Origin of the sequence: Phocicoccus pinnipedialis (assembly GCF_903994035.1) — a bacterium.
Lineage (GTDB): Bacteria > Bacillota > Bacilli > Staphylococcales > Salinicoccaceae > Phocicoccus > Phocicoccus pinnipedialis.
This window is the reverse complement of record NZ_CAJEWB010000006.1, coordinates 44146-67976: the sequence shown is the minus strand read 5'-3', so window position 1 is coordinate 67976 and position 23831 is coordinate 44146. Positions and strand designations below refer to the sequence as shown.

Here is a 23831-nt window from a genome sequence, read left to right as displayed (position 1 = left end):
TGTAAGTGATACATTTACACTTAACAGCAATTTTTATTGCTGTCATACTTTATATTATTACTTTAATTTCTTATTCTAAGAATCCTTCTAGCGAGAATAAAAATGGAAAGATCATGCACATGGTTTTACGTGTCGTTTATCTTTTAATATTATTCAGCGGATTAATGATCTATGTTCAAAACATGGATGTAATCAGTGCACTCGGATCACACATGATGTACGGAATTAAAGTGTTATGTGGATTGTTCTCAATCGCACTTATGGAAATGTCACTCGTTAAATTACGCAAGAGTGGTAAAGGTGGCATGTGGTTAGTAATTACAATTGGACTAATTGTTGTTACTTTCTTACTTGGTGCTGTATTACCACTTGGTACTATGGCATTCAATTAATATTAAAAGGAGCAGATGCTCCTTTTTTTTGTGTATAAATTTCGAACTTTAATTTGAATGTAACAAAAAGTTATAAATTCATATATAATTTATGTATAAGAAAGGTGGCAGCAAGATGAAACGAACACTCCTTGCGTTTATATTTACGCTACTGATAGGTGGAATTACAACTGGCTCAATAGATGCTAAAACTGAAAATAACCGCATTTATATGATTCCGGTCGATCGTTTTTTAAATAATGATAAGTCTAATGACGTCGGTGTTCCAAGTGAGGAAAATCCATACCTCTCATATGGTGGAGACTTTAAGGGAATCGAGTCACAGTTAGATTACATAAAAGAAATGGGTTTTGATACGCTTCAGCTCAGTCCAGTTTTTGAGATGGAGGAGTCTGATTATCTCGGATATGCTGTAAACAATTATGATGAAATTGCAACACGTTATGGTGGAAGTGATGAATTCAAGCAATTGATTGAAACGATTCATGAAAACGATATGAAGGTTATCGTAGATTTCCCGACGACAGCAACTAAAGATTTCAAGAGTTTGAAGTCACCTGAAATGACGAAGCCAATGGAAAGTTATTACGCTCATATTGAACGTGATTTTATCGATTTAACACATTCAAAAAACCAGAAAAAATATTTTGAGATTGTGACGGAATTTTTAAAGCATTATGACGTGGATGGTATTAGCATGTATGTTGTGCAAAGTGGACTAAACCGAGAAAAATTCCTTCCAAAAGATGTGACTGCTTATGCAATTAACTTAAGTGGCGGTGAAATTTCAGGATTTGATTATGTAACAGATGAGAACGTTAGAAAAGCTGTGACTAATGGATTTAGTTCTGTAGACAAAGATATCTTAGAATATCCGACTGACAATACCATTTTACTAGCAGATCACTGGTTCAGTGAAAGATTCACAAGTGAATCTACACAGCATAATATGTTCCCTGGAACGAGAATTAAACAATTGTTCGCATATCTGAACGGATATCCGGGTCCGATTATGTTTAACTATGGTACGGAAGTTGCCCAAAATGGGGACGAATTTCCGAAAATTCACCCCCAAATGGATTTTTGGACAGACAAGGAAGTTGTAGATTACATCAAGGAAATCGTTGGTGTGATGGACCGTCATGAAAGTATGTTCATTAGTGACATTGAGACAATTAAGAATGAAAGTGGACAATATGTCCTGAAGTATAGTACGAACGACGTTGATTATATCTACAACATAAATAATACAAGTAAAACACAGAAAGTGTATATGGGGACTGATATTGTTCCTGAAAATAAAGAACTGAGTGGGCTGTTGATTGGTGATGTTGTACGACCACATGGAGATGAATACATTGCAGTCACAGACAGAGAAGAAACAGAATTATATGCGATCATAGAACCAGCGGGATTCAACCACTGGTATCTGATTTCGAGTTTCATAGTTTTTGGTGGATTTGCTGTCTTTATTTTACTAGTAGCAAGACGCTCAAAGCGAAAACAAACAAGTTAAACTAAAAGAGTCCTGACATTTTGTCAGGACTCTTTTAGTTTTTCAATTGCTTTGTAACCAATCATATTCAGCAAATCTTTTGGTGTACCAAATGGTGGCGCGTATCCGACTTCTATATTGATTAGATTTTTAATATTTCCATCTGTTCGCATAAATGTTGCAAGGACGTTGAGCCTCTTGTCAACACCTTCTTTTCCAACAAATACGCCACGTAATATTTTTCCATCGTCATCATAATACAGACGTGCATGTATTTTTTCTGGGTTCTTCATATATCCAGCAATATTTGCTTGTATATGATCGATGTATTTTGTGTCTTTATCTAAATCTTTCCGAGACAATCCGACTTGAGCGATCGTATGTCCGAAAAATTCTAAAATCGAAGTGCTTAAAAATCCATCGTGTTTAAATTCTGTATTTCCTGAAATATGATTAGCAATCACAAATGCGAGTCTGTGAGCTGGCCATGCGAGTGCAACGTTTACTGGTTTTTCAGGAACGTGTGTGTAATGTGTTAGAATTGCATCACCGACAGCATACACATCCTTAATGTTCGTTTGACCAAATTCATTTACAGGTATATAACCTTTTTCAAGCTTAATATCTGTGTCTTCTAGGAATGTAGTATTTGGTTTAATTCCAACTGCTACAATGATGAGTGGTGCATTCAATATTTCGCCTGTGTTGAGTGTAGCTTTATTACCATCCACTTCAAGAATCTCAGAATTTAACTTAAGATCGACACCTTGTTCTTTTAAAGTATCGTACATAAACTCTTTCATATCAGGCTCGATGGGACTGTAAATATCATTATTGTGTTGAATAACAGTAACTTTGAATCCGCGTCGGACAAAGTTTTCTGTAACCTCTATGCCGATAAACCCAGTCCCAACAACGACGACTTCGTTAACGTTGTGCGTCTCAATATAATCTTCAATAGAATCCAGTTGGTGTAGTTGTTGAAGAACAAAAGACTGTGGTACATTTTTGAGAGCGTTTAACATCACAGACCTACCGCCTGGCGACAATACGAGCTTGTTGTAACGGATGTTTTTTATTTCTCCTGTTTCTAATGCTTTAACTGAAATCGTTTTATTTTTCGTATTTACATCTAACACTTCATGCGCTACATGTGCGTGTATGCCACGCTTCTCCATGTCTTCAGGAGTACGTTCAACGAGCATAGTTCTCTTTTCAACTTCCCTTGAAATATAGTAGGGGAGACCGCAATTCGCAAAACTGATATGCGGTCCTTTTTCAAAGACATGAATTTCTGCATCATGATCAATTCGACGAAGTTGTGATGCAGTTGTCATTCCGCCTGCCACGCCTCCAACTACAATTACTTTCATGATTACTCACCTCGTTTAAAGTAGAATAACGCGACAGTACCATTCCCAGTATGTGATAAGATCGTTGGACCAATGTCAGATATTTTAACATCTGTAACTTTTGTATCTTTTAAGATTTGCTTTTTCAAATCCTCTGCAAGATCTAATGCATCTGAATGCGTGATGTGTGCTTCAACATTAGCACCTTCTTCATTCATTAACTCAGTCATGCGCTTATAGATGCGTCTCATTCCCCGATATTTTTCAATAGGAACAAGTTTTCCATCTTCCACATGTAAGAGTGGTTTGATGTTGAGTAGACTTCCTAGGAATGCTTGTCCTTTAGATAGACGTCCGCCTTTAGCAAGGTAATCTAAATCGTTCACCGTGAATAAGTGGCGAATTGTGTTTTTGTCTTGTTCAATATTTTTAAGCACTTGTTCTTTAGATAGTCCCTCGTTGATATATTTTGCAGCGCGCTCTGCAATCATTCCGTAACCGTAACTTGCCGAATGTGAATCAATGACGGTGATATCTGCTTCTGGGAATTCTTCCATAATCATGTCTCTCGCGATTACCGAACTTTGAAATGTGCCAGATAAACCGCTTGAAAACCCAAGATAGATAATCTCATTATCATCTTTGAGTGCTTCGCGGAACACATCGGCAAAGCGTTCAGGGTTGACCTGAGAAGTAAGTGGACGTATGCCTTTAGTGACTGCTTCTGAGACTTCTTTACTTGAAATTTCGAGTTGGTCTAAATAATCTGTGCCATCTATATTTACTTTTAATGCGATTGGATATGCGTTCATTGCTTCTATTTCTTTAAATGGAATGTCTGTACAACTATCAACAATTAGTTTCATGTGTATATCCTCCTAGTAATAATTTAACCCTAAGTTAAAGTATTCATTTAAATAACGACCAACGCCGTCTTCATTATTTGTAAACTCAGTGACTGCAACCGCACGTTCTTTTAATGGATCGACCGCATTTTTAACTGCAACACTGTGATTTACATATTCAATCATTTGGAAATCATTGTCTTCATCACCAAAGGCTATAGTGTTTCTATGATCAACACCAAGGTAATCAAGCACGTACTCAATCCCTGTCGCTTTAGATATACCCTTTTTGATAATTTCTACAACTGGGTAGGCTGCATCCCATTGTCTATGAGCGATTGCTTCAGCATAGACGTCTTCCATTGCTTGACGAATCTTACTGACTTGACCGTGCTTCGCTTTGATTAAGACAGTCGTTGCTTCTTCAGGCATTGTCTTCGTGATGTCTCCTGTTTTGATCATCGGTTCTCCCATGTAGAATTCTTTCATCATAACTTCGTCGTGATAGTGTATATATAAATCATCTTTGACTTCTGCAACGATGTTTTCAATTCCGAAAACTTCAATATTTTTAACGATATCATTTAAGACTTCTTGACTGAGTGTTTCGTGTTTTATTTTAAAATCATTGTCAAGAGGATGATGTACGAATGCACCGTTGAAATTCACAACGGGTGTATTTAGTTTTAATTCTTTATAGTAAGGTACCGTCGCGCGATAAGGGCGGCCCGTTGTGATCATAATTTTATGACCATATTGTTTTAGTGTGTTAATTACATTTTTTGTGTATGTACCAATTTTTTTATCATCTGTTAATAGTGTCCCATCAAGGTCAAGACAGATGAGGTGTTTTTCCATGAACACTCACTCCTTACTTATACATAATAGCATTATTATTTAATAGTTGTCGTTAATTTGGTATATTATATAGAGTATGAGAATTAGGAGTGACATTATGGATAAAGCTATGGAAGAAAGCATGATGGGCGCATTAGAAAACGTGATTGACCCTGAGCTTGGAATAGATATTGTTAACCTCGGTCTTGTTTACGGTGTACATTTAGACGAAGACGGCAATGCAGGTGTTGAAATGACTTTAACTTCGATGGGTTGTCCAATGGGACCACAAATCGTAGCTTCAGTTGAAGAAGCACTCGGAGAATTACCAGAAGTTAAAGATACAAACGTACAAATCGTATGGAGTCCACCATGGGACAAAGAAATGATGAGTCGTTACGCAAAAATCGCATTAGGTGTAAGCTAAAATAGTATTAAACCGTTCTTAATATTAAGAACGGTTTTCTTTTTGTTTGAAATTCGATACAATATATATGCTATGAACCATAAGGGGTGCGTAAAGCTGAGAGTGAAATTTCACAACCCTAGAACCTGATTGAGATAATGCTCGCGAAGGAATATGGTAGTTTCTTGTGGTTCATAAGTAACTAAAAAGGAGTTATTTAGATGACCGCATCGAGACAACGATTAATTGTAATGATGGAGATTGCGATTTTAGCAGCGCTTGCGATGGGGCTTGATTTTATCGATTCAAGTTTCAGAATTGGACCTTACAGCTTTAGCTTTTCGATGGTACCAATTTTAATTTTAGCGATTAGACGAGGCATAGGTGCTGGTATACTTGGAGGACTCATTTGGGCACTATTACAGATGGCGCTTGGTGACGCTGCTGCATGGTTCTTCCATCCAGTTCAAGTTTTGCTTGATTATCCACTAGCGTTTATGGCACTTGGACTTGCAGGTTTTGCAAAAAAGAACCCAACGATGACAAACATCATTATTTATTCAACACTAGCTGTCTTTGTTAGATACATGGTCTTCCATTTTCTATCAGGAATGGTATTCTTTGGAATGTATGCGCCAGAGGGGCAACCCGCTTGGTTGTATTCATTAATCGTCAACGGTTCAACAGGAATTATAAACTTAATTATCTGTGTAATCGTGATGATATTGTTATACAAAGCAGCAAAAATGATATTCATACCAAAAAATTCGACTATATAATAGAAGAAAATATGTTAAAGGCGTGCCTCTATCTTTGGAGACACGCCTTTTTGAATGTAAAAACTCATGCTGGAGTTAAGTCCAACATGAGTGTCATTTTATGCCCAAAAGATTTGGTAAATAATTGAGAATGTTCCGAGTGCAAAACAGTAATAGCTGAAGTATTCAAGTTTACTATTTTCCATAAGGCCTTTAAGGATTTTGAATCCGTAATAAGTCATGATGAGCGAAGATATGAATGCAAGTAGGTAAGGGAACCATAATGTAGCCATATCTGGATCAGTAAATAAATCATTTACTGAAAGTAAAGCTGTACCTAATGATACCGGAATATAAAGTAAGAATACGAAACGCAGTGCGTTTTTCTGATGTAATCCACGAGACATCGCACCAACGAGTGTTGAGCCACTACGGCTGATTCCTGGGATAATTGCAATACTTTGTGCAAGGCCAATGATGATAGAGTCTTTTAACGTGAGTTCGCCATCTTGTTTAATACCTTCTTTACTCTTGATGATCCATAATGCGATTCCTGTTACGAGTAACATTGCACCGATGAACCCAACAGTTACGTTATCTCCAACAACATCTTTAAGAAGTAAACCTGTAACACCAACTGGAATCGTTGCGATCACAAGATACATTACATATTTGAATTCTTCTTTTGCTTTTGCGTCTCTTGCTCCACCAAGAAATCTTAAAAAGTGTGTCGCAATTTCAACAATATCTTTCCAATAGATATACAGGATAGCAATAAGTGAAGCTGTATTTAATAACATTTCAAATGAAAGACCTTTGGCTTCTAGACCTAGCATTTCTCGTGCAATCACTAAGTGACCACTTGATGATACTGGTATAGCTTCTGTAATCCCTTGAAGTAGACCTAAGAATATATACTTTAAAATTTCTATAATATCCATATTAACCCCCTATTTAACAAATTAACTATAAACTAAATGTAAAAAAAAATAAAGGTAATATAATGGTCAAAAAAGGTCAATGATTAAGTCGAATACCTTGATTTATATCCTAGAGGTTGTATAATATAATTATAGTCAAAATTGGTCAAACGAAATTTAATTCGAGGTGATAGACTTGGATATTAATAAAATGACGTATGCAGTTCAAATGGTAATTGAACGTGCACAACAACTTTCGGTAGATTTAAAATTACAGACAATAGAACTTGAAGCAGTAATGAAAGCACTACTCACTGTACCTGACTCAATGGCAGTGGACGTATTGCAACGTGCCAACATCAATGTAGATGCATTACTGGATTCTTTTGATAAAAAACTAAACGCACACAACACAGTAACAGGCGAGAATATTCAGTATGGACAATATATGTCTCAGGGATTTTCAAACCTAATCAATAAAGCCACTTCTGTAATGGAAGAAATGAACGATCAATATATTTCACAAGAACACATGCTTATTGCAGCGATGGATATTGATGAAAGGTTAAAAGAAGCTGTCGGGAATAAAACAGAAGTGATTCTAGAGATCATTAAAAAAATAAGAGGGGGAAATCATGTGACTACACAAAATCCTGAAGTACAATATGAGGTACTTCAAAAATATGGCCGTGACTTAGTAGAAGAAGTACGTAAAGGTAATACGGACCCAGTAATTGGCCGTGACGAGGAAATTCGTAATACGATTCGTATATTAAGTAGAAAACGTAAAAACAACCCTGTACTAATCGGTGAACCAGGGGTAGGTAAAACAGCAATCATTGAAGGACTTGCTCAACGTATCGTACGTCGTGACGTTCCTGATTCATTACTTGATAAAACAATTTTTGAACTCGACTTATCAGCACTAGTTGCTGGTGCGAAGTACCGTGGTGAATTCGAAGAAAGACTTAAAGCAGTATTAAAAGAAGTTGAAGAAGCAGATGGACGTATCCTTCTATTTATCGACGAAGTGCATATGCTCGTAGGTGCAGGTAAAACAGATGGCGCGATGGATGCAGGAAATATGCTAAAACCAATGCTTGCACGTGGAGAACTACACATGATTGGTGCGACAACGCTTAATGAGTATCGTGAATATATCGAAAAAGATTCGGCATTAGAACGTCGTTTCCAAAAAGTTCTGGTGAGTGAGCCAGATGTTGAAGATACGATTTCAATATTACGCGGACTTAAAGAGCGTTACGAAGTACACCATGGTGTACGCATCACAGACAGAGCTTTAGTTGCAGCAGCTGAACTATCAGATCGATATATCACGGATCGCTTTTTACCAGACAAAGCAATTGACTTAGTAGACCAAGCAAGTGCTACAATTAGAACGGAGATGGGATCTAATCCTACTGAACTCGATCAAATCAACAGACGCGTCATGCAAATGGAAATCGAGGAACAAGCACTCTTAAAAGAAGATGACTCTGTATCTAAGAATAGATTGTTAGAACTTCAAAAAGAGTTAGCGGACTTAAGAGAAGAACAAAAAGCATTACAATCACGCGTAGATCGTGAACGTGAACAAATTGAAGGTGTAAGCTCAAAACGTGCTGAAATCGACAAAGCACGCCAAGAATTAGAGGAAGCTGAAAGTAACTATCAGTTAGAACGTGCTGCTGAACTGCAACACGGAATCATTCCAAAACTAGAATCTGAATTAAAAGAACTAGAAGAAGAACTTCAAAAAGAAACAGCGGGCGAAGATCGTATAATTCGTGAAGTTGTAACTGAAGAGGAAATCGGAATGATTGTTTCACAGTGGACAGGAATTCCTGTAACAAAGCTCGTAGAAACTGAAAAGGATAAATTATTGAATTTACCATCATTACTTCATAAAAGAGTCGTTGGGCAGGATGAAGCAGTTGATTTAGTTTCAGATGCAGTGATTCGTGCGCGTGCTGGAATCAAGGATCCAAATAGACCAATTGGTAGCTTCCTATTCCTTGGACCAACTGGTGTAGGTAAAACCGAGCTTGCGAAAGCACTTGCTTCAACACTATTTGATTCTGAAAATAACATGATTCGAATTGATATGAGTGAGTACATGGAGAAACATTCTGTGTCTAGACTGATCGGAGCACCTCCAGGATATGTCGGGTTTGAAGAGGGTGGACAACTGACTGAAGCGGTACGTCGTCATCCGTACTCAGTCATTCTATTAGACGAAGTGGAAAAAGCACACACTGATGTGTTTAACATCTTACTTCAAGTGATGGATGATGGTAGACTAACGGATTCTAAAGGGCGTACAGTTGATTTTAAGAATACGATTCTAATCATGACTTCAAACATCGGTTCACACTATCTCCTTGATACCGTAGTACAAGGCGGAGAAATTACTGATAAGACACGCGAAGTCGTAATGAGTGAAGTACACAATTACTTTAAGCCGGAAATCATCAACCGAATGGATGACATAGTGATGTTCAGCCCATTATCGAAAGAAAACATGACTGGTATTGTTGATAAGTTAATCAAAGAATTAAATGAGAGACTGCAAGATCAACACATGAGCATCGAAGTGACAAATCGAGTTGAAAAATGGATTGCAGACGAAGCATATGAACCACAATTCGGTGCTAGACCATTAAAACGATTCATACAAAGGCAAATCGAAACGCCGCTTGCGCGTAAGATGATTGAAATGGACTTGCAAGAAGGACTTAAAGTGAACATTGATTTAGTAGATGATGAATTAAAGTTCAAAGTACTATAAAAAAAGCCTGCAGTTTGAGAATATCTCATACTGCAGGCTTTTTTCTATATATTCGTTACAATTCATGATAGCGAATGACGGATTCTATCGCACGCTGCCATCTTCCGTATTTTATTGCTCGTTTATCCTCAGACATATTTGGATAGAATTTTTTATCAACATTCTTCATCTTACATAGCGCTTCTTTTGATTTAAAAAACCCAGTTGCAAGTCCTGCTAAGTATGCAGCACCGAGTGCTGTTGATTCTAGGATCATAGGACGTTCGACTTCCGTATTTAAAATATTAGACTGGAACTGCATGAGATAATCATTTGCAGTTGCGCCACCATCTACTTTCAATTTTTTAATTGAAATATCCGCGTCTTTTTCCATCGCATCTAAAACATCTTTCGTTTGGAATGCGAGTGCCTCGAGCGTAGCGCGACTGATGTGTTTATCTGACGTACCACGAGAGAGTCCAAACATGGCACCGCGAACATCAGCTTTCCAGTATGGTGCGCCAAGCCCCGTGAAAGCTGGCACAACAATCACGCCATCGGTCGTATCCACTTCAGTTGCGAGTGTCTCACTTTCACTGGCACTCTCGAAGAAATGTAGGCCGTCACGCAGCCATTGCACCGCACTACCACCAACAAAAATTGAACCCTCAAGCGCATACTTGACTGGTTCGTCTTTAAGTTGGTAAGCAACGGTAGTCACAAGACCATTATGACTAGGTTTTGGTGTATCACCCGTATTTAATAGGAGAAAACATCCAGTTCCGTATGTATTTTTGGCTTCGCCAGGATAAAAACATGTCTGACCAAATAGTGCTGCCTGTTGGTCACCTGCGAGACCTGCAATTGGTACCTTCGAACCAAAGAAGTGATCCGGTTCAGTGAATGCATAGATTTCGCTTGAACTCTTTACTTTCGGTAACATAGATTTCGGGATATCTAGAATATCTAGTAATTCATCATCCCATTTTTGTTCATAAATATTATAGATGAGTGTTCGACTCGCATTTGTAACATCCGTCACGTGCGTCTTCCCATGTGTAAATTTCCAAATGAGCCAAGAATCTATCGTACCAAATAATAGGTCGCCATTTTTAGCACGTTCTGGCGCACCTTCAACATGATCTAATATGTAGCGAATTTTTGTTGCAGAAAAATAAGGATCAATTACAAGACCGGTTTTATTTAGGAAGGTTTCTGCATGACCAGCCACGCGTAGTGCATCACAAATTTTAGAAGTCTGTCTCGATTGCCAAACAATTGCGTTATACACAGGAAGTCCCGTATGTTTATCCCATACAACTGTAGTCTCACGTTGATTCGTAATTCCAATAGCAGAGATTTGATTACTTTCTATATTATTGTCGTTTAGAACTTGTGCGATTACTGAGAGGACTGAACTCCAAATCTCATTCGCGTTTTGTTCGACATATCCCACTTTTGGGAAGTATTGTGTAAACTCCATCTGAGCGGTATGTTCGATTTCGCCATTTTTATTTACAAGAACAGCGCGTGTCGATGTTGTTCCTTGATCGATTGACATTACATATTTTTTCATAAATTCACTCCCAAGATAAAAAAAGACTCTAACGTTAGTTAGAGTCTACCAAATTACTGCTCATCTTCTACAATTTCAACATAATTTTTATCTGGTTTTAACATGATGTCTAAGATAAATACAGTTAAAGTGATGAGAACAGCTAACAACACACCGATGCCAACATAAAGTTGTCCGCCACCGTTCAAGCTGTTTAGGATAAAGTTCACCATTTGTGTGAGCAAGAATGCCCAAAAGAACGTCACTATGTATCTCACAATGCACACTCCTAAATATTTTAATTTCTTATAAATTATTTTACATTAAACTAGACAAATTGTATAGTAGATAGGCTATAATAGATGTTAGCGTTTTCAGCAGAAGTTTGGTATATTTTACAAAGGCAATTAGGTCTTATACTAAAGCGGTTACTATTCTGAAAACATAATTTTTTTTGAATAATCGTATTGCTTTAATAATAGACGAGCATTACAATTGTTACATTGGACGGTTAACTATCGTTAGAAAGTATAGGTGATAAGTATGTCAGACAAATTATTACAAGTAGAAGGATTGACTACATCGTTTAAAATCGATGGTGAGTATTATCCTGCGGTGGAAGATGTGACATTTGATATCGGTCACAACGAAGTGCTCGCACTTGTAGGCGAATCTGGTTCAGGTAAAAGTGTTACAGCATTTTCTTTAATGAAACTACATAAAAAAGCACGAGTCGAAGGTTCAGTTAAATTCGAAGGCAAAAATATACTTGACGCAAAAGAGAGTGAAATGAACAAAATTCGTGGTGGAGAATTCTCAATGATTTTCCAAGACCCGATGACAGCATTGAATCCACTTATGCGTATTAAGCATCAAATTATTGAAACATTAGACATTCACGAGACAAAAAAGAAAAGTGAACGTGAAGCATATGCAATTGAACTCCTAGACAGAGTAGGAATTCCAAATGCACAACGTGTTGGTGATGCATATCCTCATGAACTATCAGGTGGTATGAGACAGCGTGTTGTAATCGCGATTGCGATTGCGAATAGCCCTAAACTACTTATAGCGGATGAACCAACTACAGCACTAGACGTTACGATTCAAGCGCAAATCTTAGATCTTATTCGTGATTTGAAAAATGATTTAGGTTCAGGCGTATTAATGATTACTCATGACCTTGGAGTAGTAGCAGAAATGGCAGACAGAGTAGCAGTAATGTATGCAGGGCAAATCGTAGAACTTGCTACAGTAACTGAACTATTCAAAAACCCATTACACCCATACACGAGAAGTTTATTAAACTCACTGCCAAGTGAAGACATGCTTGGTGGAAAATTACACGTAATTCAAGGTGTAGTTCCTGCATTAAACAAGATGGATAGAACAGGGTGTCGTTTCGCGCCAAGAATTCCTTGGATTAGCGCGGATGAGCACGAACACAACCCACAGCTACGAGAAGTAACACCAGGTCATTTTGTAAGATGTACATGCTATAAAAACTTTTTCTTAGATTCGTCAGATAAAATTACAAAATTAGTAGAAGAAGAACAGTTTGAGATGATTGATGAGGGAGGTAACAACTAGATGAGCGAATTTTTATTAGAAGTGAAAGATTTAAAAGTTCACTATCCTATTAAAGGTGGTTTCTTTAATACCACTAAAGATTACGTTCGTGCAGTTGACGGCGTATCGATCCGAATCCCTAAGGGTAAGACTTATGGTTTAGTTGGAGAATCGGGTTCAGGTAAAACAACAACTGGTAAAGCAGTTATCGGACTTAACCATGTTACAGATGGAGAAATTCTTTATAAAGGTGAAAAGTTGAATACGGGTAAAAAAGTTGATGTAAGTTCTGAAATTCAAATGATATTCCAAGATCCGTACTCATCTTTAAACCCACGTAAACGTGTCTTTGACATCGTTGCAGAACCAATTAGAAACTATCATCGAAAACCAAAAGATGAACTGATTGAAGAAGTGCTTGGCTTACTTAACAAAGTTGGACTTCCAGCAGGATCATTATACAAATATCCCCATGAATTCTCGGGTGGTCAGAGACAGCGTATTGGTGTTGCTCGAGCGATTGCTCTGAATCCTGAACTCATCATTGCCGACGAACCTGTTTCGGCACTAGATGTATCTGTTCAGGCTCAGGTGTTAAATTTTATGCAAGAAATTCAGCAGGACATGGGGCTCACAATGTTATTTATTGCCCATGACCTAGGAGTAGTTAGACACATGTGCGAGTGGATTGGAATTATGTATCATGGTCGACTTGTCGAGGAAGGTCCAGCAGAAGTAATATTTAACAATCCTCAACATATTTATACGAAACGTTTAATTGCAGCGATTCCGGATACTAACGTGGACAACATTGAAAGAAACCTACAAAGACGTGAAGAAGTGAGAATAGAATATGAAAAACACTTCCATGAGTATTTAGATGAAGATGGGAAGCCGTTCCCATTAGTTAGTATCAGTGAAAACCATAAGGTTGCATTACCGCCTAAAGGAGGAGAACACGTAAATGCTTAAGTTTACAATTCGAAGATTACTCGTATCATTTCCACAATTAGTCATCCTGAGTTTACTCATCTTCTTCTTAGCGTCACTAATGCCTGGAGATGCTCTAAGTGGAGTTATCGATCCAAATATCCCGGCAGAAGCAATTGAGAGACAGCGTGAAATGCTTGGTTTAAATAACCCATGGCATATACAGTACAAAGATTGGGTAGTCAATATGTTACAAGGAGACTTTGGTAACTCTTACTTCAAAAAACAACCTGTTCTTGACGTTATTGGAGACCGTTTAACGAACACGATTTGGTTATCATTATTCTCAGCAGTACTTATCTACCTCATTGGATTACCGCTTGGTTTAATCTCTGGTAGATATAACGATACATTCTTAGACTCAGTAATTACTGGTTATACTTATCTTGGTTTCGCAACACCAACATTCATGTTCGGTCTACTTATGTTACTCGTATTTGGTTACAACCTAGGTTGGTTCCCAACTTCAGGTTCAGTAGACGCAAATGTTACACCAGGTACATTTGAATATGTGATTAGTAAGATGTATCACTTAGTATTACCTTCATTCTCCATTGCACTAATCGGTCTCGTTGGTACGGTGCAGTATCTGCGAAGTGGTATTATTGAAACAAAGCAAAAAGATTATGTTACATTAGCGCGTGCAAAAGGTGTATCAGAAAGTAAAGTATATACGAAGCACATTTTCAGAAACTCAATTATCCCAATCGCAGCATTCTTCGGTTATGAAATTACTGGATTACTTGGTGGATCTATCTTTATTGAGCAAATCTATGCGTACCCAGGTATGGGTCGATTATTCTTAGAGTCAATCTCAACACGAGATTTCTCAGTAGCAAACGTGCTTATCCTAATGTATGGATTCCTCGCAATCGTAGGAGCGTTATTATCTGACATTATATTAAGCATCGTAGATCCAAGGATCAGAATTAAATAAGGAGGGTGCATGATGACAAAATTTGAAGATGAAAAAAGAAAATTAGATAAAGAAGATCATAAGAATTTAGATAAAGAAATGCATGAAACGACTCATTCAACTAAAAATGAATCATTCAACAAAGATCGTACAGATGCAACTCCACATGATATTGATACGCACATGCAAGCCAGTCCAACAGCAAGTGGGGAAGGACATGGCGCAATCGACCAACAATCATTACCACGTTCGACACCAGGTTGGAAAATTTTGATCCAAGAAGTTATTCATGACAAACTTGCATTATTCAGTTTCATTATTCTGATTGTAATCACATCATATGTGTTTGGACTTACATTATTCCTAAAACAATCTGAGATTGTATTTGTAGACCTATTTGCAATCAATGAACCACCGGGAGATAGATTCCGTTTAGGTACAGACTACGGTGGACGTGACGTCTTTGGTCAATTAATTATTGGTACAAGAAACTCCCTTGCTATTGGGTTCTTAGTAACAGGTATTTCAGTAGGATTCGGAGTGATTTATGGAGTAGTTGCTGGTTACTTTGGTGGCCACATTGATAACATAATGATGCGTATTGTAGACTTTTTCATGGTATTACCATTCCTAATGGTAATCATTGTTTACGTTACGATTTCACCAGACTATGACATTTATAGTTTCTCATTAATTATGTCTGCATTCCTATGGGTAGGAACTGCTCGTCTAATACGTTCAGTAGCAATTCAAGAAAGAGAACTAGATTACATCAATGCATCAAGAACTCTTGGCAGCTCACATATTAAGATTATCTTTACTCAATTACTACCAAACTTAGTAGGTATTATTATTGTTAACGCAACACTCAACTTAGCTGGTAACATCGGTATTGAGTCAGGTCTATCGTTCATCGGATTCGGTTTCCCTGAAGACACACCATCTCTTGGTACACTTATGAGTTATGCAACTCAAACTCAAACATTACGTAATAGACCATGGATTTGGGCACCAGCTGCTATCCTAATTTTAGTATTAATGTTATGTGTACGTAACGTAGGTGAAGCGATGCGCCGAGCAGGAGATGCTAGACAACGTAATGCATAAATATTTTAAAGAGATCAAATTTGATCTCTTTTTTTATTTTTCAATCTTTTTAAATAATTTAAACATTTATAAGAAAACGATTACATTATTTTTATTTTATAGTATAATGAGTATATAGATATAAGTTTCAACAAAATTTACATCATTGCTTATATCTGTGAGAGTATTTAGAATATTATCAAAATTAAAGCTTGATTAATCAGATAATTATGATAATATTCATATTAAGGTAATTGTTACCTGAAATGTATTCGTACATTGTACGGATACGAGTTATCTTTTTAAATAAAGGAGGAAACAAGATGACAAAAAGTGCCTGGTCACGAATTTTATTCGCGGCAATGCTTTCATTAGTTCTTGTTCTAGCTGCATGTGGTGGCGGAGACAAGAAAGATGATGGCGAGAAAAAAGACGATAAGGATACTTCAGATAAGACTGAAGAAAAGTCTACTGAAGGAGAATTTTCGTATGAAGATTTTGACCAAACAGTTGCTAATACTGGAGACCCATCTGGTACTGGTACACTAAAAGTTGGTTATACTTCAGACACACCTTTTGAAGGGACATTAAACTGGGCGTTCTATCAAGGTTCACCTGATGCTACTATGATCGGTTACTTTGATGAAGCGGTATTCTCAATGGATGCAGACTTCCAATACACACAAGATGGTTTAATTACATACGAAGTGGACGAGGATGCTAAAACAGTTACATTCACTCTTGCTCACGATGCAAAGTGGCATGATGGTACACCTGTAACAATTGAAGACTATGTAGCTTCTTATGAAGTGATTGGTCACCCAGACTACGACGGAGTTCGTGGATCTGATGAAGGTTTCACTTTAATTGAAGGATACGAAGATTACCAAGCTGGTAAAGCGGACAAAATCTCAGGTATTGAGGTTAAAGACGACAAAACAGCAGTATTTACTTACAAGGAGCTTGCACCATCATTAACAGCTGGTGGATTCTGGGCTTATGCATTCCCTAAACATCACTATGAAGGTGTAGAAGTTAAGGATATGGCAGCTTCAGACCAAACGCGTAAGAACCCAATCGGTATTGGACCTTACAAAGTAAAATCTATCACTACTGGTGAAGCAGTTATTTTAGAGAAAAATAAAGACTACTGGAGAGGCGAACCAGGAATGGATGGAATTGAAATCAAAGTTATTCCTTCATCTTCTATCGCTGATGCAGTTGAAAAAGGCGACGTTGACGTTGCACTTTCATTCCCAACAGACCAATATCCTGACGTTTCTGAAATGGAAGGCGTTGAATGGTTAGCGAACATCGATGGTGCATATACTTACATCGGTTTCAAACTTGGTGAGTGGGACGCAGACAAAAAAGAAGTTAACTATAAACCAGAAGAAATGAAAATGGGTGACAAAGAATTACGCCGCGCTATGTGGTACGCAATGGACAACGATGCTGTGGGTAACAAATTCTACCACGGTTTACGTTGGAAAGCGACTTCTTTAATTACTCCTTATCACGCAAACTGGCATTCAGATGTTGAAGTACCAGAATACGATCCAGAAAAAGCTAAGCAAATCTTAGCAGACGCTGGTTACGAAGATGTTGATGGAGACGGTTTCGTTGAAGATCCAGATGGAGAAAAACTTGAAATCAAGTTTGCATCTATGTCAGGTGGAGACATTGCTGAACCATTAACAAACTACTATATCCAATCATGGAAAGAAATTGGCTTAAACGTTGTTAAAACAAATGGACGTTTAATTGAATTCAACTCATTCTATGACATGGTTGGTGAAGATGACCCAGAAATCGACATTTACCAAGCTGCTTGGGGTGTAGGTTCTGACGTTGACCCTTCTGGTCTATACGGTAGAAAAGCTTCATTTAACTACCCACGCTATGCATCAGAAGAGAACGACGATCTTCTTAAGAAAGGTAACTCTACTGAAGCATTTGACGTAGACTACCGTAAAGACATTTACAACCAATGGCAAGAACTTATGGTTGAAGAAATGCCTGTAATTCCAACTTTATACCGTTCTTATGTAATTCCAGTGAACGAAAGAGTTAAAAACTGGAGCGAAGAATACGGATTTAACGAAGATACTCTTCTTTACCGCGTAGGTGTAGATGAATAATCTGTAGTTAGAGAGGGCTGAGTATATGATACTCAGCTCTTTTTTTATTTGAATTTTCGGTTTTTTTGTGATAAATTAGTACCTAGTAATAAAAATGAAATAAGGTGTGAGTATATGTCTAATGTGGGTATCTTAGGTATCGGGAGTTATGTGCCTAATAAAGTATTTACAAATGAAGACTTTGAAAAAATTTTAGATACTTCTGACGAATGGATTACAGAAATGACTGGAATTAAAGAACGTCGTTATGCAGAAGATATGGATACAAGTGATATGGCGATAAAGGCTGCAGAAGCGGCTATAAAAGATTCCGGATTAGATAAATCTGAAATCGACATGGTAATTGTCGCGACAACTACAGCAGACCGTCACTTTCCAACTGTGTCGAATATGGTACAACATGCACTTGGATTAAACCACGTGGCATCAATGGACCAAGCTGCGGCGTGTACTGGTTTTATCTACAGTATGGTGACAGGGATGCAGTTTATAAAAGCAGGTACTTACAAACATGTACTTGTAATCGGTGCAGACAAACTCACAAAGATTACTGACTTTGAAGACAGAAGCACAGCCATATTATTTGGTGATGGTGCGGCAGCGGTTGTACTCGGACCAGTGAGCGAAGAATATGGAATTAAATCATTCGAACTCGGATCTAATGGTGAGGGTGGAAAGTGGTTATATGAAGAAGAAGATACAAAATATATTAAAATGAATGGTAGAGAAGTATTTAAATTTGCGGTTCGTATTATGGGTCAATCCAGTGTGAATGTGACTGAAAAAGCAGGACTATCCTCACATGATATCGATATGTTTATCCCACATCAAGCGAATATACGTATTATGGAATCTGCAAGAAAACGCATGGGTATTTCAGTTGAAAAAATGAGTAAAACAGTAGATATATATGGAAACACATCGGCAGCAAGTATTCCGCTAAGTATGGCCTATGAATATGATAATAACAAAATCAAAAATGGAGACAATATTGTACTTGTAGGATTCGGTGGAGGACTCACTTGGGGTTCAATCTGTCTCACATGGGGAAATAATAAGGAGGATACGAATTAATGACAGAACGTAGAGTAGTAATTACAGGTATTGGTGCATTAACTCCAATTGGTAATTCAGCAAGTGAAACTTGGGAAAATGCCTTAAAAGGAGTTAATGGTATTGCCCCAATTACACGAATTGATACTGAAGAATTTAAAGTAAAAGTTGCTGGGGAACTTAAAGACTTTAATGTTGAAGATTACATCGATCGTAAGGAATCTCGCCGTATGGATAGATTTACACAATATGCGATTATTGCAGCAGATGAAGCAGTTAAGGACTCTGGTATCGAGATTACCGATGAGAACGCTGAACGTATTGGAGTATGGATTGGATCTGGTATAGGTGGAATTCAAACACTAGAAGATGGATTACGCCAACTCGTCGATCGTGGTCCAAACAGAGTGAGTCCTTTCTTTGTACCTATGATGATTCCAGATATGGCAAGTGGACAAGTTTCCATTCGTACTGGTGCCAAAGGACCAAACGGTGCCACTGTCACTGCATGTGCAACAGGTACAAACTCTATTGGTGATGCATATAAAATTATCGCGCGTGGCCAAGCAGACATGATGATTACTGGTGGAACTGAAGCGCCAATTACGAACATGGGTGTTGCAGGATTCCAGGCAGCTCGAGCAGTTTCCTTAAGTGATGACCCTGAAAACGCATCGATACCATTCTCAGCAGATCGCAATGGATTTGTGATGGGTGAGGGCGCTGGAGTTCTATTCATCGAAGAACTTGAACACGCTAAAGCACGTGGTGCTAAAATCTATGCAGAAATTGTGGGTTATGGTACAACAGGAGACGCGTTCCATGTCACTGCACCAGCACCTGAAGGTGAAGGTGGACAACGTGCAATGAAAGAAGCAATGAAAGATGCAGGTATAGATGTCACACAGGTACAGTACATTAATGCTCACGGCACGTCTACTCCATTTAATGATGAATTTGAGACGAAAGCAATTAAAGCTGTATTTGGAGAACATTCTTACAATTTAAAAATAAACTCTACAAAATCCATGATGGGACATCTACTTGGTGGAACGGGTGGTGTAGAAGCGATTATCGCAGCGAAGTCTATTGAAGAGGGGAGAATCCACCCAACAATTAACCTTCGTAATCAAGATCCGGAACTTGATTTAGATTTTGTCAAAGATGGTCCAGAGGACCTAGATATAAATTATGCATTATCTAATTCACTTGGATTTGGTGGTCACAACGCAACATTAGTTTTTGCAAAATATACAGAATAATGGTATTCCAACACTAAAGTTGTAATTTTAGTGTTGGAATATTTTTATGCCTATTTTAAAACGCTTCCACACTATGTACAATGTAATTATGTTTTAAAATAAAGGGGTAGAAAGATTATGTATTTACTTAATGTTACTACGATGTCAGATATTGTAAACTTATCTTGGCATACGTACATTATGATTGTGTTATACTTCATTATCCTTCTGGGTATTGGGTATTACGCATACAAAACTTCGACAGGCAATCTGGATGAGTATATGCTTGGTGGGAGAAATATTGGACCTTATGTAACTGCTTTATCGGCTGGTGCAGCAGATATGAGTGGTTGGATGATTATGGGTCTACCGGGAGAAGTCTACTCTATTGGACTTTCAGCATCATGGATTGCAATCGGTTTAACGATCGGTGCATACATAAACTACCATGTTGTTGCTCCGAGATTACGTGTCTACACGGAGAAGGCAAACAACTCAATTACACTTCCAGAATTCTTCAAAAATCGTTTAGACGATCAGTCTAACACGATTAAAATTTTAGCTGGACTCATTATTGTCGTGTTTTTCACACTATATGTAAACTCAGGTATGGTTGCAGGTGGAACACTATTCGAGAGTGCTTTCGGTCTTAATTATCATTATGGATTAATCTTAATAACAGCAATTGTAATTTTCTATACATTCATTGGTGGGTATCTTGCTGTATCACTTACAGACTTCTTCCAAGGTGTAATCATGTTAATTGCAATGGTTATGGTGCCAATTGTAGCGATGATGCAATTAAATGGTCTTGATACTTTAGGAGATGCAGCAAGACTTAAGCCGACTAACTTAGATTGGTTCAAGGGAACTACTGTAATTGGTATCATTTCATTTATAGCTTGGGGACTTGGGTATTTTGGTCAACCGCATATTATTGTACGTTTTATGTCAATTAAGAGTGTAAAACAATTGCCAACAGCACGTCGTTTTGGAATTAGCTGGATGGCAATCAGCCTACTAGGTGCAGTACTTGTTGGTTTAACTGGTATTTCATTTGTAGCCGAAAGAGGCGTTGTATTAGAAGACCCAGAAACAATTTTCATTTTAATGGGACAAGTTTTATTCCATCCATTAGTTGGTGGGTTCTTACTTGCAGCTATTTTAGCAGCTATCATGAGTACGATTTCTTCACAATTAATTGTAACTTCAAGTTCATTAACTGAAGACTTTTACAAGCTGATTCGTAAGAAAACACCTACCAATGATCGTCGCAAAGAATTCTTACTCGTTGGACGTCTTTCAGTATTAGTAGTAGCAATCGTTGCGATCGTGATTGCATGGAGTCCAAACGACACAATCTTAAATTTAGTTGGTAATGCATGGGCAGGATTCGGTGCTGCTTTCGGACCAATAGTAATTCTTTCGTTATATTGGAAGAATCTTACAAGAACCGGAGCAATAAGTGGTATGGTTGCAGGTGCGGCTACAGTTATCATTTGGATTGTTTGGGTTAAACCACTTGGTGAAATTAATGACTTTTTTAACTTATACGAGATCCTTCCTGGATTTATCATTAACTTAGTTGTAGCTTATCTAGTAAGTTTATTCACTAAGAAACCAGAAATCGATGTAGAAAAAGAATTAGAAGAAGTTAAAGCAGAAATTAAAAATGCGATGCAATAAATAAAAGAAATCTCATTCAATAAGAATGAGATTTCTTTTTGTTTATCTTCTTTGTTTACGACCTAAACCCATTGCGCGATGCATTTTTTCTAAATTGCGTGATGTTACTCTAATTGCTCTGTCGCGCCCATCGTCCAAAATGGCGTCAAGTTTTTCTGAATTGAGGTAATGATTTACTTTTTCCTGGAAATCGATTAAGAACGCCTCGATGACTTCTCCTAAGTCCTTTTTAAAGTCTCCATATGTCTTTCCTTCATACATTGTTTCAAGCTCAGAAATCGATTTATTCGCAAAGATAGAATAGATATCGAGTAAGTTAGTAATACCCGGTTTATTTTCTCTATCGTATTTTACAATCATATCTGAGTCTGTTACTGCACTTCTAATCTTCTTAGCAGCTACTTTTGGATCGTCCATTAAAGAGATAAATCCACGCTGGTTTTCATCGCTTTTACTCATCTTTTTAGTTGGATCTTGTAGGCTCATGATACGTCCGCCATATTCTGGGAGCTTCGTCTCAGGTAGAGTAAATATTTCATTGTAATGATGGTTAAAACGCTGAGCTAATGTTCTTGTAAGTTCTAGATGTTGAGACTGATCATCACCGACTGGAACAATATCTGCATTATAGAGTAGAATATCTGCCGCCATTAGAGTAGGATAAGTAAATAATCCAACAGGGATTCCTTCCTTCTTAGAAGCTTTTTGGGATTTATCTTTGAATTGAGTCATACGTTCTAACTCACCCATGTAGCTAATTGTCTGAAGCATCCAAGTCGCTTCGGCGTGGGCAGGTACTTCACTCTGAATGAATAGGGTCGCTTTGTTAGGATCAAGACCAGATGCAAGGTAGATTGCAGCTAGCAGTTTTGTATGCTCTCTTAGTTTTAGACGGTCTTGTGGTGACGTAATTGCATGTAAATCTACAATACAGAAATATGATTCATAGTCATGTTGCATTTCAACGAATTGGCTGATAGCACCAACATAGTTACCGATTGTTGGTACGCCGCTTGGCTGAATTCCTGAAAATAATTTTTTCATTTTATTCTCCTTAAATTCTTATTATATTAAGTTTAATATGAATAGTCGTTACAATCAATGATACATAATTAACATAAAGACATAATGTTTTCAAACTTTTTAACTAATTCTCATACTATTTTAATGTTCAGATAGTATAATAATAAGTAATCAGAGATAGATATTTGAAATTTCTTGATTAATACATCCGAATATTGGGTATAAGTATACAGTATTCGAAGAAATGGGAGTGTAAGCGTATGGTAACATTATTTACTTCACCTAGCTGTACATCGTGTCGTAAAGCAAAAGCTTGGCTAGAGGAACATAACATTCCATATACTGAAAGAAATATTTTTTCAGAACCCCTAAAATTAGATGAGGTTAAAGCAATTTTAAGAATGACAGAAGACGGAACAGATGAAATTATCTCTACTCGCTCAAAGGCATTCCAAAAGTTGAATGTGGATATTGATAGCCTTCCAATGAATAAACTATATAATTTAATCATGGATAACCCAGGCATGTTAAGACGTCCAATCATACTGGACCATAAACGACTACAAGTTGGGTATAACGAAGACGAAATTCGTCGTTTCTTACCACGTACAGTAAGAACATTACACCTAGAAGAAGCTAAAAGACTAGCAGAATAATAATAGTATAATAATATGATATAGAAATGCGCCTGTAGAACTATGTTTGCAGACGCTTTTTTTATGGGTATAGAACGATAACTCGTTATTGTGGTATTTTAGTTAATTTCACGTATAATAAATATTACTAGATGAGAGTAGGG

The 23831-nt window shown here is 37.4% G+C and carries 21 protein-coding genes and 1 riboswitch; of the genes, 14 read left to right on the top strand and 7 right to left on the bottom strand.

What is annotated here, in order from left to right:
• Nucleotides 1-5 precede the first annotated feature (5 nt).
• Complete coding sequence (locus H9D55_RS03225) at nt 6-392, top strand: DUF1516 family protein (protein ID WP_186076820.1); 387 nt, start codon at nt 6-8, stop codon at nt 390-392.
• Nucleotides 393-507: 115 nt separating this feature from the next.
• Nucleotides 508-1908: an alpha-amylase family protein gene (locus H9D55_RS03220; protein ID WP_186076818.1), complete on the top strand. Its 1401-nt coding sequence runs from the start codon at nt 508-510 to the stop codon at nt 1906-1908.
• 23 nt (nt 1909-1931) lie between these two features.
• Here the strand turns inward: H9D55_RS03220 and H9D55_RS03215 are convergent, their stop codons facing one another.
• Genes H9D55_RS03215 through H9D55_RS03205 form a run of 3 tightly spaced genes read right to left on the bottom strand, consistent with a single transcriptional unit; the run spans nt 1932 to nt 4942 of the window.
• Nucleotides 1932-3260, bottom strand: coding sequence for a CoA-disulfide reductase (locus tag H9D55_RS03215; RefSeq protein WP_186076816.1), 1329 nt, complete (start codon nt 3258-3260; stop codon nt 1932-1934).
• Between the two features lie 2 nt (nt 3261-3262).
• A complete protein-coding gene (locus H9D55_RS03210; protein WP_186076814.1) occupies nt 3263-4105 on the bottom strand; it encodes a DegV family protein in 843 nt (280 codons plus the stop codon).
• A gap of 12 nt (nt 4106-4117) precedes the next feature.
• Nucleotides 4118-4942 (bottom strand): Cof-type HAD-IIB family hydrolase, encoded by an 825-nt coding sequence (locus H9D55_RS03205; protein WP_186076812.1) that lies wholly within the window; start codon nt 4940-4942, stop codon nt 4118-4120.
• Nucleotides 4943-5039: 97 nt separating this feature from the next.
• On the opposite strand from H9D55_RS03205, the gene H9D55_RS03200 reads away from it, so the two are divergent.
• Both H9D55_RS03200 and thiT read left to right on the top strand, forming a co-directional pair.
• Entirely contained in the window at nt 5040-5348 is a 309-nt protein-coding gene (locus H9D55_RS03200; RefSeq protein WP_186076810.1) for a metal-sulfur cluster assembly factor, read from the top strand.
• A gap of 72 nt (nt 5349-5420) precedes the next feature.
• Nucleotides 5421-5517: riboswitch (TPP riboswitch) on the top strand.
• A gap of 31 nt (nt 5518-5548) precedes the next feature.
• Nucleotides 5549-6106: an energy-coupled thiamine transporter ThiT gene (gene thiT, locus H9D55_RS03195; protein ID WP_186076808.1), complete on the top strand. Its 558-nt coding sequence runs from the start codon at nt 5549-5551 to the stop codon at nt 6104-6106.
• Nucleotides 6107-6204: 98 nt separating this feature from the next.
• Here thiT and H9D55_RS03190 read toward each other — a convergent pair whose 3' ends face one another.
• Nucleotides 6205-7026, bottom strand: a complete 822-nt coding sequence (locus H9D55_RS03190; RefSeq protein ID WP_186076806.1) for an undecaprenyl-diphosphate phosphatase — start codon at nt 7024-7026, stop codon at nt 6205-6207.
• A 175-nt stretch (nt 7027-7201) separates the two neighbouring features.
• Here H9D55_RS03190 and clpB point away from each other — a divergent pair, with 175 nt between their 5' ends.
• Nucleotides 7202-9793, top strand: a complete 2592-nt coding sequence (clpB, locus tag H9D55_RS03185) for an ATP-dependent chaperone ClpB (RefSeq protein ID WP_235963090.1) — start codon at nt 7202-7204, stop codon at nt 9791-9793.
• Between the two features lie 55 nt (nt 9794-9848).
• Here clpB and glpK read toward each other — a convergent pair whose 3' ends face one another.
• Together glpK and H9D55_RS03175 are read right to left on the bottom strand one after the other, a co-directional pair.
• Nucleotides 9849-11348 carry a glycerol kinase GlpK gene (glpK, locus tag H9D55_RS03180; protein WP_186076804.1) on the bottom strand — a complete coding sequence of 500 codons (1500 nt, stop codon included), beginning with the start codon at nt 11346-11348 and terminating at the stop codon, nt 9849-9851.
• A gap of 53 nt (nt 11349-11401) precedes the next feature.
• Nucleotides 11402-11605, bottom strand: a complete 204-nt coding sequence (locus H9D55_RS03175; protein ID WP_186076802.1) for a YjzD family protein — start codon at nt 11603-11605, stop codon at nt 11402-11404.
• Between the two features lie 265 nt (nt 11606-11870).
• Here H9D55_RS03175 and H9D55_RS03170 point away from each other — a divergent pair, with 265 nt between their 5' ends.
• From H9D55_RS03170 to putP, 8 genes are all read left to right on the top strand, one after another.
• Nucleotides 11871-12917 (top strand): ABC transporter ATP-binding protein, encoded by a 1047-nt coding sequence (locus tag H9D55_RS03170; RefSeq protein WP_186076800.1) that lies wholly within the window; start codon nt 11871-11873, stop codon nt 12915-12917.
• The gene (locus H9D55_RS03165; protein ID WP_186076799.1) at nt 12918-13868 is read left to right on the top strand and encodes an ATP-binding cassette domain-containing protein; all 951 of its coding nucleotides are present in this window, start codon (nt 12918-12920) and stop codon (nt 13866-13868) included.
• A complete protein-coding gene (gene opp4B, locus H9D55_RS03160) occupies nt 13861-14823 on the top strand; it encodes an oligopeptide ABC transporter permease (RefSeq protein WP_186076798.1) in 963 nt (320 codons plus the stop codon). The genes H9D55_RS03165 and opp4B overlap by 8 nt, the downstream gene beginning before the upstream one ends.
• A 162-nt stretch (nt 14824-14985) precedes the next feature.
• A complete protein-coding gene (locus tag H9D55_RS03155; protein WP_186076931.1) occupies nt 14986-15909 on the top strand; it encodes an ABC transporter permease in 924 nt (307 codons plus the stop codon).
• A 302-nt stretch (nt 15910-16211) separates the two neighbouring features.
• Nucleotides 16212-18029, top strand: a complete 1818-nt coding sequence (locus H9D55_RS03150) for an oligopeptide ABC transporter substrate-binding protein (protein ID WP_186076797.1) — start codon at nt 16212-16214, stop codon at nt 18027-18029.
• Nucleotides 18030-18143: 114 nt separating this feature from the next.
• On the top strand, nt 18144-19103 hold the full coding sequence (locus tag H9D55_RS03145) for a beta-ketoacyl-ACP synthase III (RefSeq protein ID WP_186076796.1): 960 nt from the start codon (nt 18144-18146) through the stop codon (nt 19101-19103).
• A complete protein-coding gene (fabF, locus tag H9D55_RS03140; protein WP_186076795.1) occupies nt 19103-20344 on the top strand; it encodes a beta-ketoacyl-ACP synthase II in 1242 nt (413 codons plus the stop codon). The genes H9D55_RS03145 and fabF overlap by 1 nt, the downstream gene beginning before the upstream one ends.
• A gap of 117 nt (nt 20345-20461) precedes the next feature.
• The gene (putP, locus tag H9D55_RS03135) at nt 20462-22009 is read left to right on the top strand and encodes a sodium/proline symporter PutP (protein ID WP_186076794.1); all 1548 of its coding nucleotides are present in this window, start codon (nt 20462-20464) and stop codon (nt 22007-22009) included.
• 42 nt (nt 22010-22051) lie between these two features.
• Here the strand turns inward: putP and trpS are convergent, their stop codons facing one another.
• Nucleotides 22052-23053, bottom strand: coding sequence for a tryptophan--tRNA ligase (gene trpS, locus H9D55_RS03130; protein WP_186076793.1), 1002 nt, complete (start codon nt 23051-23053; stop codon nt 22052-22054).
• Nucleotides 23054-23292: 239 nt separating this feature from the next.
• On the opposite strand from trpS, the gene spxA reads away from it, so the two are divergent.
• Complete coding sequence (gene spxA / locus H9D55_RS03125) at nt 23293-23688, top strand: transcriptional regulator SpxA (protein ID WP_186076792.1); 396 nt, start codon at nt 23293-23295, stop codon at nt 23686-23688.
• Nucleotides 23689-23831: the final 143 nt, after the last annotated feature.